Genomic DNA, 14,496 nt, shown 5'->3' on the forward strand with positions numbered 1-14,496 from the left:
GGCGAACATCATGCACGCGCCGCGATCGAACCCGACCGCATGTCCTCAAGACAGGACCCTAAACCGCTTTAGGATAAGAAAATCTTACACTTGCTGCGGCGCGTTATGATTTTCGACAAAATGCCGCAGTGCAGCATTATTTCGCCGCAATCTTCATAAGCGCGTAACCATCAGGGGCTAAGCCGAGCCCGCTCTTGTTGCGGCGCACAACGCGCTGCGCTTAACAGGATGCACGGGCCATGATCCGGCCAGCCCGCGATGCGGGCCGTTTGATATGAAGTCAGCACACCATCACCGAAGGACCTTCCCGTGGATCTATCCCGCCGTAACATCATGACGCTCGGCGTTGCTGCAGCAGCGACCGCCGTCACCACCAAGATCGCCTCCGCACAGGCGATCAGCTTCACCCCCTCGCCGATCTATCCCGATCCGGCGATCCAGGTCCTCGACCCGAGCTTTGCCAAGTACCGCGTCGCCAGCGCCTCGCTGGAACAGGTCGCCACCGGTGCCCGCTGGCTCGAAGGCCCGGTCTATTTCGGCGACGGCAAGTATCTGCTGGTCAGCGATATCCCGAACAACCGCGTCATGAAGTTCGATGAGACGAACGAGACCTGGAGCGTCTTCGACGCCAACTCGAACTACGCCAATGGCCATTGCCGCGATCTGCAGGGCCGCCTGATCGCCTGCGAGCACCTGACCCGCCGCGTCACCCGCACCGAGCATGACGGTTCGATCACCGTTCTCGCCGACAACTACAAGGGCAAGAAGCTCAACTCGCCGAACGACATCGTCTGCAAGTCGGACGGTTCGCTGTGGTTCACCGACCCGCCATTCGGCATCGGCGGCGAATGGGAAGGCGAAAAGGCGGAAGCAGAACTGCCGCACTCCGTCTACCGCATCTCGCCGGAGGGCAAGCTGGAACTCATCGCTGACGACCTGAAGGGCCCGAACGGCATTGCGTTTTCCGAAGACGAGAAGAAGCTCTACGTGGTCGAAGGCCGCGCGCAGCCCTACCGCATTGTCTGGTCCTACGACGTCGGCAAGGACGGCAAGACGCTGTCCAACAAGAAGGCCTTCATCGCGGCTGACGACAATGGCGGCCTCGACGGCTTCAAGGTCGATGTCGACGGCAACCTGTGGTGCGGCTGGGGCTCTTCGGGCGCTGCCGGCGCAAAGCCGGAAGACCTGAACGGCGTCAAGATCTTCAACAAGGAAGGCAAGGCGATCGGCTTCATCAAACTGCCGGAGCGCTGCCCGAACCTCGTCTTTGGCGGCAAGAAGAAGAACCGCCTCTACATGGCCTCCAGCCACTCGGTCTACGCGCTGTTCGTCGAGACCCGCGGCGCCGTCTGATCGGATCAGGTAGCAAGCTGAATACGAAAACGGGCCGGAGTGATCCGGCCCGTTTTGATTTCAAGCACCGCCTCCAGAGCGGCTGCGACCGTCATGTCACCATTATTTTCCGAAGCAGGAGGCATGGGCACCCCGTCCGTGCAACAATATGGGAGGCGATCATCCCTGCGGCGATTCTCTAGCCAGAAAACGGTCTGCCGCAGGAATAGATGGAGTGAAGAAATGACACTCTCCACGGAAGCGACCGAATTTAAAGAGGCAGTCCGCGCACTCTACAGCAGCGACCCCTATTTCAAGTTCCTCGATATCGAATTCCGTAAACTCGATGATGAGCACTTTCGGTTCGGCAGTAGGTATAGATGTATCCGAAGCTTCTGCGCCAACGGCCTCGGTCCTCACGAGCCCGATTTCGGCAAGGCCGACGTCGGCGAAGTCATGTGGTTCATCGGTGCCGATTATTTTGCCTGGGACGGACTGCACGCCACGTTCTTCCATGACGGCACCAGGCTGAGGGACTTCGTCTTTTCCGATGCTCAATGGGAAGTCGAGGGACGAACCAACAAGGCGTTCAAGAACGCGCCACTCTCGTATTTCGAGATGATCGGTGATGACAGCGAGATCGGCTTAGCGCTCGCCGTGCTGCGCGAGGATCTCCTTAGGGAGAAGCGCGAAAAGTGGCCGCGTTTTGCGGAGCTGGAACAGCTGCGATCCCCACGGCTGCTCCAGCCGCCTCAATCGTAGACGCGCTTGAGGTTTGCCACGCAATCCAGGTCCTTCAGCTGCGACAGGAGCTGGTTGAGCTGGCGCAGGTCCCAGACCTCGACTTCCATGGTGATCTCGGAAAAGTCGTCGGCGCGGTTATTGCCCATCGATAGCGTGCGGATGTTGATGTCGAGCCCGCCGATCGTCTTCGCTACCGTCGCCAGCGTGCCCGGCTCGTTGATCGTGTTGACCGCAAGCTTGGCGAGGAAGCGGGACTTGTTGGCCTCGTCGAGATCCCAGCGGACATCGATCCAGCGTTCCGGCTCGTCGTCGAATTTCTGCAGCGCCGGGGCCTGGATCGGGTAGATGGTGATGCCCTTGTTCTTGCCCTCTTCCATGATGCCGACGATGCGGTCTCCGGGCACGGCGCCGCTCGGGGCGAAGCGTACCTGGGTGCTGGACGACAGGCCGCGGATCGGCAGGAGCGTCGAACTCAGGCCGGCAGCCTGCGCGTTCTCCACCTCCGTCTGCGATTTGGCGGGCAGCTTGAACATCATGCCGGAAGCGCTCGGCATGTTGAACCAGCCTTCGTCGGCGGACGGTTTTACCGTGACGCGCTCGTCCTTGTAGTCGGGGAAGACGGCGCGCAGGACGTCAAGCGAGGAGAGTTCCCCGCGGCCGACGGAGGCGATCGCATCCTCGACATCCTTGTGTGCGAGGCGGTAGAGCGCCGGTTTCAGCGCATCGCGCGAGAAGATCTTGCCGGCGCGCTCGAAGGTGCGCTCCAGGATGCGGTGGCCGAGGCCGGCATATTGTTTGCGGATCGCCATGCGTGTGGCGCGGCGGATCGCCGAGCGCGCCTTGCCGGTGACGACGATCTCTTCCCATGCGGCCGGCGGCACCTGCACGCCGGAGCGGATGATCTCGACCTCGTCGCCATTGTTCAGGCGGGTGACGAGCGGCATGATGCGGCCGTTGATCTTGGCGCCGACCGTGGTGTCGCCGATATTGGTGTGGACGGCATAGGCGAAGTCGATCGGGGTGGCGCCGCGCGGAAGCGCGATCAGCTTGCCCTTCGGGGTGAAGCAGAAGACCTGATCCTGGAAAAGCTCGAGCTTGGTGTGCTCGAGGAATTCCTCTGGATTGTCGCCTTCGGCAAGCGATTCGATCGTGTGGCGCAGCCAGGAATAGGCGTTGCTTTCCTTGGGCAGCAGCTCGCCGCCCTTCACAGGCCCCTGCCCGTCCTTGTAGAGCGCGTGGGCGGCGATGCCGTATTCGGCAATCTCCTGCATCAGCTGGGTGCGGATCTGCAGCTCGATACGCTGGCGCGAGGGACCGACGATTGTCGTGTGAATGGAACGGTAATCGTTCTGCTTCGGATTGGAGATGTAATCCTTGAAGCGGCCGGGCACGACGCGCCAGCGGGTATGGACGACGCCGAGCGCCTTGTAGCAGCAGGCGACATCGTCGACGATGATGCGGAAACCATAGACATCCGACAGCTGCTCGAAGGAGAGCGACTTCGACTGCATCTTGCGGAAGACCGAATAGGGCTTCTTCTGACGGCCCTTGACGAAGGCGTCGTTCAGACCGTTGGCAATCAGCAGATCGCGCAGCTCGTCCTCGATCTTCTTGATCAGGCCTTCGTTGCGGGCCGAGAGGTCCGCGAGCCGCTGGGTGACGGTCGCATAGGCTTCCGGGTTGATATACTGGAAGGACAGGTCTTCCAGCTCGTCGCGCATGTCCTGCATACCCATGCGGCCGGCGAGCGGCGCATAGATATCCATCGTCTCTTCGGAAATGCGCGCCTTCTGCTCGGCCTTCATGTGGTCGAGCGTGCGCATGTTGTGGAGGCGGTCGGCGAGCTTGACGAGGAGGACGCGCACGTCGTCGGAAATGGCGAGCAGCAGCTTGCGCAGATTTTCCGCCTGCTTGGCCTTTTTCGACACGAGGTCGAGGCGCTTCAGCTTGGTCAGGCCTTCGACAAGACGGCCGATATCCTCGCCGAACAGTTCGTCGATCTCGGCGCGGGTCGCCGTCGTGTCCTCGATCGTATCGTGCAGGAGCGCCACCGCGATGGTGGACTCGTCGAGATGCATGTCGGTGAGAATGGCCGCCACTTCGAGCGGATGGGAGATATAGGGGTCACCCGAGGCGCGCTTCTGCTGGCCATGCTTCTGCATGGCATAGACATAGGCTTTATTGAGAAGAGCTTCGTTGGCGTCGGGCTTGTATTTCTGCACCCGCTCGACGAGCTCGTACTGCCTCATCATTCCCGGATTTGTCCCTCGATCGTCGCAGCCACAGGAAATGGCACGAAAAGAAAATGGCGCGCCAACCATCGGTTAGCGCAGCCATCATAATTGAGACAACCAGATTAGGGCGATAGAATGAACGATACCTTGCCTTGGAGCAGGATCGTTACGGTCGGAACGATTATTCCAGCCGTTTTTACAGACATGAGCGGATTTCAGGGAAACCGCTCATGCATTTGCCATTCAGATCAGTAATCGTCGCTCTTTTCCGGCGGAACCAGGCCTTCGATACCGGCCAGCAGTTCCTCTTCCGACATCTGGTCGAAGTTGATTGCTTCCGGTGCGTCTTCCTCTTCGGCGTCGGCCGAGATGGATACGCCGCCGGCAGCGATGAGCGAAGCCGGATCGGGCTCGGGCTCGTCCACTTCGACATGCTTCTGCAGCGAATGGATCAGGTCTTCCTTTAGGTCGTCTGGCGACAGGGTCTCGTCGGCGATCTCGCGAAGGGCGACGACCGGGTTCTTGTCATTGTCGCGGTCGATCGTGATCGAGGCGCCCTGCGAGATCTGGCGTGCACGGTGGCTGGCCAGGAGCACGAGCTCGAAACGGTTGTCGACTTTGTCAATGCAATCTTCTACTGTGACACGGGCCATCGCATGTCCTTTGCGGTCGTGATTTCTGGAATTGATACGCCCGATATAGACATTGGGCGGCAAATTCAAGTTTTTCCTGTCCGTACACCCAACCTCCTACCAAAGTGGGCGGGGACAAAGACGCACATTCTATCAAAGCGTGCTTGGCTTATCGCGAATCGTGACATACATGACATGTATATGAATAGTTCTTAATGTAGAGAGTTATTCCAGGTTGCCGACACAACCTTGCGTTTTGTAAGAAGCGTCTGCACCATAGACTGCAAAGGGATGGAGACAGAATGTTTGACCCGAGAGAGAAAATCGCTCTCTTCATTGACGGTGCCAACCTGTACGCCGCGTCGAAAAGCCTTGGCTTCGACATCGATTACAGGAAGCTCCTGAAAGCGTTCCAAAAGCGCGGCTACCTGCTGCGCGCCTATTATTACACGGCCCTCATCGAGGATCAGGAATATTCATCCATCCGTCCTCTGATCGATTGGCTCGACTATAACGGCTACAAGGTTGTTACCAAGCCGGCGAAGGAATTCACCGACTCGCTGGGTCGCCGCAAAATCAAGGGCAACATGGATATCGAACTGGCCATCGATGCGATGGAGCAGTCCGATACTGTCGATCATCTGGTCATCTTCTCCGGCGACGGCGATTTCACCAATCTGGTGGAAGCGCTGCAGCGTCGGGGACGCAAGGTTTCGGTCGTTTCGACCATGGCGACACAGCCGCCGATGATCGCCGACGACCTGCGCCGCCAGGCAGACCATTTCATCGACCTCGTCTCGCTGAAGGCGGAGGTCGGACGCGACCCGAGCGAAAGGCCTGCACGTCCGGCCGAGCCTGCGGAACCCGCAGACGTCTGAACGGAAGCAATGATCCCAACAAAAAAAGGCGCCGGAGACGGCGCCTTTTTTGTTGGGATAGCGTCGCGATCAGACGGCCTCTGCCGCAGCACGGGCGTGACCGGCACCGGAGCCGCCATCACGGGACTTGCGGGCCCGAAACACAGCCTCGACGATAAGCGAGAGCGGCAGGCCGATGAAAAGCGGGATGAAGAAGTAGATCACCCGGAAAGCGACCAGCGAGCCGATCGAAGCCTGATCGCCCATGACATGGCCGACGGTCGCCTCCAGCACGCCGAGGCCGCCTGGCGCGTGGGTGATGAGGATCGCGACATTGGCGAGCACGAATGCAGTCGCCGCCTTAAGGTAGCTGACATCGGCGCTGGCGGCCATGACCTCGCGCAGACAGGCGGAGACGAGAGCGAAGTTGATCGTACCGATGACGACCTGGGCTACGGCGATCTTCAGCGTCGGCATCTGGAAGGTCCAGCTGCGGATCCTGAGCGGCGCGCGCAGGAAGGCGGCCAGCGCCAGATAGAGGCCGGTGGCGGCCAGGCACCCGGCACCGATCGCGATCACGGCCGCTTCGCTCATGCGAAGCACACCGGCGGCATCCTGCGGGTTGACGATCATCACGATGCCGGCAAGCATGGCCATACCGATGCCGACGGTGACGCCCGAGAGCAGCACGATCTTCGCAACATCCTCCGTGCTCATGCCCCAATGGGCATAATAGCGATAACGCAGCGCGCCGCTGCTTAACCCCGACAAGCCGACGCTCTGGCCGATCGACAGGGCGATGAAGGAGGCGAGCGCGATCTTCGGGTAAGGCAGGTCGTTCTTCACATATCGGACGCCGCACCAGTCGAAGCCGGTGAGGCATAGATAAGAACCGAAGGCGAAGAGCAGCGCTAGCGCCAGATTGGCGAGTGGAATGTCCCGAACCGACTGGATGATCTCGGAGGGCGAATGTTCGCGGAACACCTGATAGAGAAGATAGCCGGCAAGACCGAAGCCCACAACCAGCATCGCATAGGTGAAAATCTGCTTTTTCGTCATCGTTCACGCGCCCACGCCAAGGTGGGATCAAACGACGATGAGCATGATTTTGTTCCGAAATGGGAGGGCTCGCGGCCGGACTACCCGACTATCCGGCAGAAATTTCCCCCGTGTCGCGAGCGGGCACCCACTGCGATATCGCGAAGGTCGAGCGCCCGGTTCGCCCGCCGAGGGGCCTGTTGTGCGGCTCTGCCTTCCATGTCGCATCTTTTATATGATGCCCCAAATGCTGAGGCTCATCGCCGCCATTGACGAGCGCACTTTTAGCCTCGATAGGTTCAGGAAAAAGCGGCGGCGCAGCCGAACAGCGACAGGAGCGTAATAGTGAGCGAAATGACCGTAGCAGAGGCAACCGACCGTATTTATGAATCGCTCCAAGCCGACAATGCTGACATCGACGCGCATATCGCGACCCTCAAGGCAGCTCTGGCGCGAGCTGATATGAATGAAGCTGTGTTCGACCCGTCCAGGCTCGTGCAGAACAATCGCTCCGGCAGGAAACTGATGCAGGCCTATTTTCGGCAGCGGGGCGTCAAGGTGAGCTTCCTGGCTTAGCGGCTCCTAACAGGCCAGACCGGTTGAGCTATCAGGCTGGCCGGATCGCCGCCAACGATGTCCTGACATGAAGCCCTGACTTTCCGATGTGAATGAGGCACGGCCCGCTTCGGAATCTGGATAGACGGCGCTGCAGCTCCCGGCTGATTGCGGAGGTTTTATCGATCACGGTTTGCGCCCACTGCCCGAACCATGCGCATGCCGTGGTTCTTTTGCCGAGTCGAAAAAACCGGGTGGCTTGCTTCTTACCCATGCGACGAATTTCTGCATGGCAGGGTCTTCAAGGATGGCCTCGATCGTCGAGAACTTCTTCGCGAGTTCGGAAACCGTGAAAGTCGCATGTATCTGGTCGTGGCAGATACGGTGCAGACAAACGGTTTTCTTGCCGCCCTTGCTCTTCGGGACAAGATGATGGTCGTCTTTCTGCTCGTCCGGTATCACGCGCTCGCAGATCGGGCAAAGCACCGGCTCCGGCTCCGCCACGCGCCATGAAGCCACGTCATCTCTGTTCTTGCGGGCCATCTGTCGATCTTTCCAAGTGGTGCCAGCCAAACTAGCCCGCCGGCATCTGCAAACGCTTCAAGGCAAAAAACAACCATTATTCGTCCGCCTCAAAGACGAGAAACGGCGGCGATGCCGCTGCGCAGAAAAGCGCCTGTTACGGCGCGACGAGGCGTCAGCCCGTCTTCAGCAATCGCGACTTCTGGCGGTTCCAGTCGCGTTCCTTCTCGGTCTCACGCTTGTCATGCAGCTTCTTGCCCTTGGCGAGCGCCAGTTCGAGCTTCGCCCTGCCCTTGTCGTTGAAGTAGATCTTCAACGGTACGAGCGTCATGCCCTCGCGGTTGATGCTGTTGCGCAGGCGGTTAATCTCGCGTTTCGACAGAAGCAGCTTGCGGCGGCGGCGGGGCTCATGGTTGAAGCGGTTGGCCTGCAGATATTCCGGCAGATGGCTGTTGATCAGCCAGATTTCCTCGCCTTCATCGGAGGCGTAGGATTCTGCGATGTTGGCCTTGCCTTCGCGCAGAGACTTGACCTCGGTGCCGGTCAGCACCAGGCCTGCCTCATAGGTATCGATGATCTCATAGTTGAAGCGGGCCTTGCGGTTCTCCGCCACGACCTTGTTCACCACGCGCTGGCTGCCTTTGGGTGCCATTTTCTTCTTCCGTGCCCCTATCTAACGATTATTCCCCGCCTGCGGGCAGCAGACGGGGTTTGATGAGGTTTATGTAATGCGGCATGTGCCGAAAGTGAAGCTCAGCCGGCTCAGTTCAAAAGGCCGACATGGCGCAACGCCGCGTCCATCGCCGCTTCCGTTGCCGGCTCGAGCGTCGAGACCAAAGGCGAGCGGACCGTGCGGTTCATGCCGCGCAGCTTGTGGAGGCCGTACTTGGCGCCGCAGAGGCCGGGTTCCATGAAGATCGCCTTGTGGAGCGGCATCAGGCGATCCTGGTATTCGAGCGCCTTGGCATAATCGCCGGCAGCGGTTGCCGCCTGGAATTCTGCGCAGAGGCGCGGCGCGACATTGGCCGTGACCGAGATGCAGCCGACGCCGCCATGGGCGTTGAAGCCCAGCGCCGTCGCATCCTCACCCGACAGCTGGACAAAATCCTTGCCGCAGGCGATGCGCTGCTCGGAGACGCGCTCGATCTTGCCGGTCGCATCCTTGACGCCGACGATGTTCTTGTGCGCCTTGACCAGCGCGCCCATCGTGTCTGGCAGCATATCGATGACCGAACGCGGCGGGATGTTGTAGATGATGATCGGCAGCTCGGTCGCCTCGGCAATCGCCGAGAAATGCGCGATCAGGCCATTCTGGGTCGGCTTGTTGTAATAGGGCGTGACGACGAGCAGCGCATCGGCGCCTGCCTGTTCGGCATGCTGGGCAAGCTCGATCGCCTCGCGCGTATTGTTGGATCCGGCGCCGGCGATGACCGGTACGCGCTTGTCGACGACCTGAACGCAGAGTTCCACTACCCGCTTGTGCTCGTCATGGGACAGCGTCGGGGATTCACCCGTCGTGCCGACCGGAACGAGACCGCTGCTCCCCTCGGCGATCAGCCAATCGACATGCGCGGCAAACGCCTTCTCGTCGACGGCTCCCTTCTGGTCAAAAGGGGTGACGAGTGCGGGGATGGATCCCTTGAACATGCATAAACTCCCATGGCCGCAGTCCACGCTTCGGCCGCAATCAATAGATAAGGTCGCGCACCATAGAGCGGTGGCAGATCGCCGACAAGCGCAAAGCTCACGGGTTTATGATCACGCTCACGTGCCGAAAACGCACCATTGCTGAAATGTAGTAAGGTTCCCTTAACCAAGGCGGAGCGTAATGGGGGAGCCCGATAGGGGTTAATGTCTTTCTCGCGAGTTGCCGGATGAAGAAGCCAGCGCTGGTCCTCACTTTGGGATTGGGTGCAGCATGTATAGCGAGCCTGGCCTCGGCGGCCGGCGACGGCATCGTTCCGTTGCCTTTCGCACGGCCGGACGCGCCCACCAGCGTGCCGATGCCGATCCAACCTCCCCACAATTCGACCGGTCAGTCCGCAGCCCCCGTGCCCGCGGCAATGCCCGTGCCGGATATTACCGGCTCCATTCCGCGCATCGACAGACCACTTGCCTCGACCGCACTGAAATCCGGTCTCGATGCCCTGTCCGGCAATGATGCGGCGGAGGCGCTTGCCGTGCGCAACCAGCTGCCCGTGGGCTCGATCGACCGACGCATCCTTACCTGGGCGATTGCCAATTCCGGCCTTCGGGACGTGCCTTATCGCGAGATCGCGGCAGCCCAGCAGGAGCTGACCGGCTGGCCCGGGCTCGGCGGATTGCGGGAAAAGGAAGAACGGGCGCTCTACCGCGAAAATCCGCCGGCCGCGGCCGTGCTGTCGGCGCTTGGCCCATATAAGCCACAGACGCCGGAAGGTGCGATCATCCTTGCACGGGCGCAGGTTGCAAGCGGCCGCGCGGCGGATGCTGCAAAGACGATCCGCGGGCTTTGGACCTCCGAGGCGCTGGATGTTTCGACCGAAGACAAGGTGATGGCCGAATTCGGCAGCCTGCTCGGTGCGAGCGACCACAAGTCGCGCATGGACTATCTCATGTATCGCAGCCGGACAGCGCAGGCGAAGCGCTTCTCCGGCCTCGGCAATGCCCAGTCGCTCTACAAGGCCTGGACCGCCGTGGCGGGCGGCGCGCGCAATGCCAGCGCGCTGATCGACGCGGTCGACAAATCCTGGGCCAGCGATCCCGCCTATCTGTTCATCCGCATCGAATATGCCCGTCGCCTCGACAAATACGAGGAAGCGGCGAAGCTGCTTGAAAAAGTGCCGCGCGACCCGGCCAAGCTGATCAATTCCAACGAGTGGTGGAACGAGCGGCGGATCATCGCTCGAGGCCTCGCCGATCAGGGTGACTTCAAGGCCGCCTACAGGCTGGTTGCCGCCCATGTGGCGCAGACGGCCGTCGACAAGGCTGATGCCGAGTTTCATGCCGGATGGTATGCGCTGCGGGCGCTGCACGATCCGACCGCCGCCGAGACGCATTTCCGCAAGATCCAGGAAGCGTCCAGCCGCCCGCTTTCAGCTTCCCGCGCGCTCTACTGGCTCGGCCGTTCGGCGGAAGCCGGTGGTCCCGGGCAGGCCCGCTCCTTCTACGAATCCGCCGCCCGTTATTCCGGCACCTTCTACGGCCAGCTTGCGGCGGCGAAACTCGGCAAGTCGACGCTCGACGTCAGCTACCCCTCCCCCTCGGCGGCGGACCGGCAGCGTTTCGAGAACCGCGACGTGGTGCGTGCCATCGCAAGGCTCGATGCGGTCGGCCACGACCGGCGGGCCGCGGCGCTCTATTCCGCACTTGCCGAACAGATCGACAGTCCCGGCGAACTGGCGCTGCTCACGTCACGCGCGGAAGCGCGGGGCGACCATGCGCTGTCGCTGAAGATCGGCAAGGCCGCCTTTTCACGCGGCGTCGACGTTGCGGCACTCGCCTACCCGATCGGCGTCATCCCCGCCGCCGCCAATATTGCCGGATCCGGCAAGGCGCTCGCCTATTCGATCGCGCGGCAGGAAAGCGCCTTCAACCCGGCCGCCGTTTCGCCCGCCAATGCCCGCGGCCTGCTGCAGCTCCTGCCCGGAACGGCACAGGGCGTCGCCAAGCGTCACGGGATGAGCTTCAAGGCCGACAGGCTGACCAGCGACGCCGGCTATAACGCGACGCTCGGCGCCCATTATCTCGGCGAACAGATCGATACGTTCGGCGGCTCCTATGTCCTCACCTTCATCGCCTATAATGCAGGCCCTAAGCGGGTGCCCGAATGGATCGCGCGCTATGGCGATCCGCGCGGAAAATCGCTCGACGAGGTGATCGACTGGGTCGAACGCATCCCCTTCCCCGAGACGCGCAACTATGTCCAGCGCGTGCTGGAGAATTACCAGGTCTACAAGACAAGGCTCGGCCAGAAGGCCGATATCGTCAGCGACCTGAGATACGGACGCCAATAGGCCTGCGAAGGCGCGACGCGCTCGCTCAGGTGGTCACATACGCGCCAGTCCAGCTGGTGACCCAACGCAAAAAGCGCGGCAATGCCGGGCTTTTTCTTGCGCCATGGCCGCAATCAGAACGTCCGCTGGACACGCAGCAGGCCAGCCAAGGTGTCCTCGTCGAGGACCGAGTTGTCCCAGCTCGTATAGGCAAGCTCCGACTGGAACAGCAGGCCGGGAACCGGGGTCCACTGCAGGTTGCCGGTGGCCGCTATGGTCTTGTTGTCCGTATAGGCAACCTGCAAGTTGGCGGCGAGCTTCTCGGAGAACTTGTAGCCGCCGCCCGCCCAAAGGGCCCAATCCCCCCAGCTGGCAAGGCCATCGCCGGGCGCGTAGGAATGCCGCTCGTTTCCGTCGGTGTTCCAGGCCCCCATGAGGAAGGCGTTGAAATTGCCGAACTTACCGGCGACGCGTCCCTTGATCCCGGCGGCTTCGGCCGACTCGTCATAACCAGCGGTGATGCCCGCCAGCATCGTGCCGTTGTCGAACTTAACGCCTCCCACAAAATTGGGCCAATCACTGGCGTGGCCGGGAATGTCATCGTTGTTCTGGCCGTCATCCTCGACGGAGACGAAGGCCGAAAAGCCGTTGCCCGCGTCGTAGGTATAGGCAAGCATCGGAACTTCGCTCGGGCCATAATCGATGACGTCGTCGAACTCGACATTGCCGGCGTAGTCGATGAAGGATTCATAGAAGGAATCGTGCAGACCGGCAGTGAAGCCTGCGAACTCCACCGTGGCGACAATCAGGCGGGTGCGCGTTGAATCGGGAAAATCGCCGTCGTTGGCATCGTCGAGATGCGGGTCGAAATCAGAGCGCGCCGTCATGTCAGTCTTCAACCCGCCCCATTCCGTATCGGAGGCGGAAGATATGTAGAGTTCGACGCGGGTATTGGTGAAGGTGCCGTCGACGTCCGGATCGTGAGGAGAGTTATCAGTCGCATCGAAACGAACGCGACCGCCGACCCTGAGGCAGGTCTCGGTGCCTGGGATGTAAAAATATCCCGGGCCGAACGCATCGCAGACACGCATGTATTCCAGCGGCTCGCGTTCGGTCGCGACGATCGCGTCGGCAGCCTGAGCCGCAGACGTCATGCCAAGGGCAGCCGCAGACCCTATCAATAGGCCTTTTACGCTCATCTCAGTCTCCAATGACTTTTGCGGATAGTCTTGCCCTGCGCGAATATGGCGCCAGGCCAACGGAGAGGCGCGAAGCGGACGCCTGAACTTTGAGAAACGCTGCTCCCGCTCACCCGTGGGAAAAGAATGCAATCGTCCATCGCAAAAGTATTGGACGCAACTACGCCATTGTCGCCCGGACGGATCCGTCGCGCCTAGGTCTGCGAGTGATAGCGACTGCCTAAACGCAAGAAAGGCCCGGCAATGCCGGGCCTTTCCAAAATAATCCTTGAATAAGGATTAGAACGTGCGCTGGAAGCGCAGCATGCCCGAGAAAGCGTCGTCGTTGACGGTCGCGGTATCCCAGTTGGTGTAGGCGATTTCCGGCTGGATCAGGAGGCCCGAGACCGGGGTCCACTGAAGGTTGGCCGCTGCCGAGAATACGTCGATATCGGCATAGGAAACCTGCACGTTGGCAGCCAGCGTGTCGGAGAACTTGTAGCCGGCACCAGCCCATAGAGCGTAATCGCCCCAGCCTTCGCCGTCCGTGCCGGCAACTTCCGGAGCGTAGTCGTTGAAGCTGTCGCCGTCGGTGTTCCAGCCACCCATGACGAAGGCGTTGAATGCGCCGAAGTTACCGGAGATCTTGGCCTTGATGGCGCCTTCTTCCATCGACTCGTCATAACCGCCGGTCAGGCCGATCATGAGGGTGCCGGTGTCGTATTTAACGCCACCCGATACGTTGACCCAGTCGCTCGCGTGACCCGGGACGTCGTCATCGTTCTGGCCGTCGTCTTCAAGAGCAACGAAAGCCGAGAAGCCGTTGCCGGCGTCAAAGGTGTAGGACAGCTGGTTAACTTCGCTCGGGCCGTAGTTGATGACGTCGTCGTTTTCAACGTCGCCAGCGTAGTTGATGAAGGATTCATACAGCGAATCCTGCAGACCGGCGGTGAAGCCGCCGAGGCTGATGGTGGCCTGCATCAGACGGGTACGGGTTGCGTCGTTGAAGGCGCCGCCGTTTGCGTCGTCGTTATGAGGATCGTAGTCGAAGCGGGCAACGATGCTCGTCTTCAGGGCGCCCCACTCGGTGTCCGAAGCGGAATCGAGGTAGATTTCAGCGCGGGTGTTGGTGTAGGTGCCGTCGGCATCTGCATCGTAGACGCTACCGTACTGAGCGTCGAAACGAACGCGGCCGCCGACCTTCAGGCAGGTCTCAGTGCCCGGAATATAAAAATAGCCAGTTCCGAACGCGTCGCAGACGCGAACATATTCCATCGGCTCCGGCTCGGCAGCAACGATCGCGTCTGCGGCCTGGGCTCCGGATACAGCTGCGAGTGCTGCTGCGGAGCCGAGAAGAAGGCTCTTGATGTGCATTAAAATCTCCAATCGACATTGATTGGGCGTGCCTCGGCGAAGGCCAGTGAGGTAGA

Annotated in this window: 13 protein-coding genes; 5 read left to right on the top strand and 8 right to left on the bottom strand. The window is 60.8% G+C overall.

Annotation, left to right across the window (positions count from 1 at the left end):
- The first annotated feature begins 309 nt into the window (after positions 1-309).
- Together BM216_RS26905 and BM216_RS26910 are read left to right on the top strand one after the other, a co-directional pair.
- The gene (locus BM216_RS26905; RefSeq protein ID WP_093002403.1) at positions 310-1,353 is read left to right on the top strand and encodes an SMP-30/gluconolactonase/LRE family protein; all 1,044 of its coding nucleotides are present in this window, start codon (positions 310-312) and stop codon (positions 1,351-1,353) included.
- A 222-nt stretch (positions 1,354-1,575) separates the two neighbouring features.
- On the top strand, positions 1,576-2,094 hold the full coding sequence (locus tag BM216_RS26910) for a hypothetical protein (RefSeq protein ID WP_093002405.1): 519 nt from the start codon (positions 1,576-1,578) through the stop codon (positions 2,092-2,094).
- Here the strand turns inward: BM216_RS26910 and BM216_RS26915 are convergent.
- Positions 2,085-4,328 (bottom strand): RelA/SpoT family protein, encoded by a 2,244-nt coding sequence (locus BM216_RS26915; protein WP_093002407.1) that lies wholly within the window; start codon positions 4,326-4,328, stop codon positions 2,085-2,087. The genes BM216_RS26910 and BM216_RS26915 overlap by 10 nt on opposite strands.
- Before the next feature lie 230 nt (positions 4,329-4,558).
- Positions 4,559-4,963, bottom strand: a complete 405-nt coding sequence (rpoZ, locus tag BM216_RS26920; protein WP_093002493.1) for a DNA-directed RNA polymerase subunit omega — start codon at positions 4,961-4,963, stop codon at positions 4,559-4,561.
- Positions 4,964-5,244: 281 nt separating this feature from the next.
- On the opposite strand from rpoZ, the gene BM216_RS26925 reads away from it, so the two are divergent.
- Positions 5,245-5,820, top strand: coding sequence for a LabA-like NYN domain-containing protein (locus BM216_RS26925; RefSeq protein WP_093002409.1), 576 nt, complete (start codon positions 5,245-5,247; stop codon positions 5,818-5,820).
- A 69-nt stretch (positions 5,821-5,889) separates the two neighbouring features.
- Here BM216_RS26925 and BM216_RS26930 read toward each other — a convergent pair whose 3' ends face one another.
- A complete protein-coding gene (locus BM216_RS26930) occupies positions 5,890-6,858 on the bottom strand; it encodes a lysylphosphatidylglycerol synthase transmembrane domain-containing protein (RefSeq protein ID WP_093002411.1) in 969 nt (322 codons plus the stop codon).
- Positions 6,859-7,179: 321 nt separating this feature from the next.
- On the opposite strand from BM216_RS26930, the gene BM216_RS26935 reads away from it, so the two are divergent.
- Positions 7,180-7,413, top strand: a complete 234-nt coding sequence (locus tag BM216_RS26935) for a hypothetical protein (RefSeq protein ID WP_093002413.1) — start codon at positions 7,180-7,182, stop codon at positions 7,411-7,413.
- Positions 7,414-7,578: 165 nt separating this feature from the next.
- On the opposite strand, the gene BM216_RS26940 is transcribed toward BM216_RS26935, so the two are convergent.
- The 3 genes from BM216_RS26940 to dapA form a co-directional block, all read right to left on the bottom strand.
- Positions 7,579-7,935 (bottom strand): HNH endonuclease, encoded by a 357-nt coding sequence (locus BM216_RS26940; RefSeq protein WP_093002415.1) that lies wholly within the window; start codon positions 7,933-7,935, stop codon positions 7,579-7,581.
- Between the two features lie 154 nt (positions 7,936-8,089).
- Positions 8,090-8,566, bottom strand: a complete 477-nt coding sequence (gene smpB, locus BM216_RS26945) for an SsrA-binding protein SmpB (protein WP_093002417.1) — start codon at positions 8,564-8,566, stop codon at positions 8,090-8,092.
- A gap of 110 nt (positions 8,567-8,676) precedes the next feature.
- On the bottom strand, positions 8,677-9,561 hold the full coding sequence (gene dapA / locus BM216_RS26950; RefSeq protein ID WP_093002419.1) for a 4-hydroxy-tetrahydrodipicolinate synthase: 885 nt from the start codon (positions 9,559-9,561) through the stop codon (positions 8,677-8,679).
- A 227-nt stretch (positions 9,562-9,788) separates the two neighbouring features.
- Between dapA and BM216_RS26955 the strand changes: the two genes are divergently transcribed.
- Positions 9,789-11,909, top strand: a complete 2,121-nt coding sequence (locus BM216_RS26955; protein WP_093002421.1) for a lytic transglycosylase domain-containing protein — start codon at positions 9,789-9,791, stop codon at positions 11,907-11,909.
- A gap of 113 nt (positions 11,910-12,022) precedes the next feature.
- Here BM216_RS26955 and BM216_RS26960 read toward each other — a convergent pair whose 3' ends face one another.
- Positions 12,023-13,087: a porin gene (locus BM216_RS26960; RefSeq protein ID WP_093002423.1), complete on the bottom strand. Its 1,065-nt coding sequence runs from the start codon at positions 13,085-13,087 to the stop codon at positions 12,023-12,025.
- A 279-nt stretch (positions 13,088-13,366) separates the two neighbouring features.
- Positions 13,367-14,440, bottom strand: coding sequence for a porin (locus BM216_RS26965; protein ID WP_093002425.1), 1,074 nt, complete (start codon positions 14,438-14,440; stop codon positions 13,367-13,369).
- Between the last annotated feature and the right edge of the window lie 56 nt (positions 14,441-14,496).

It is taken from the genome of Rhizobium sp. NFR07, from assembly GCF_900111905.1.
GTDB lineage: Bacteria > Pseudomonadota > Alphaproteobacteria > Rhizobiales > Rhizobiaceae > Neorhizobium.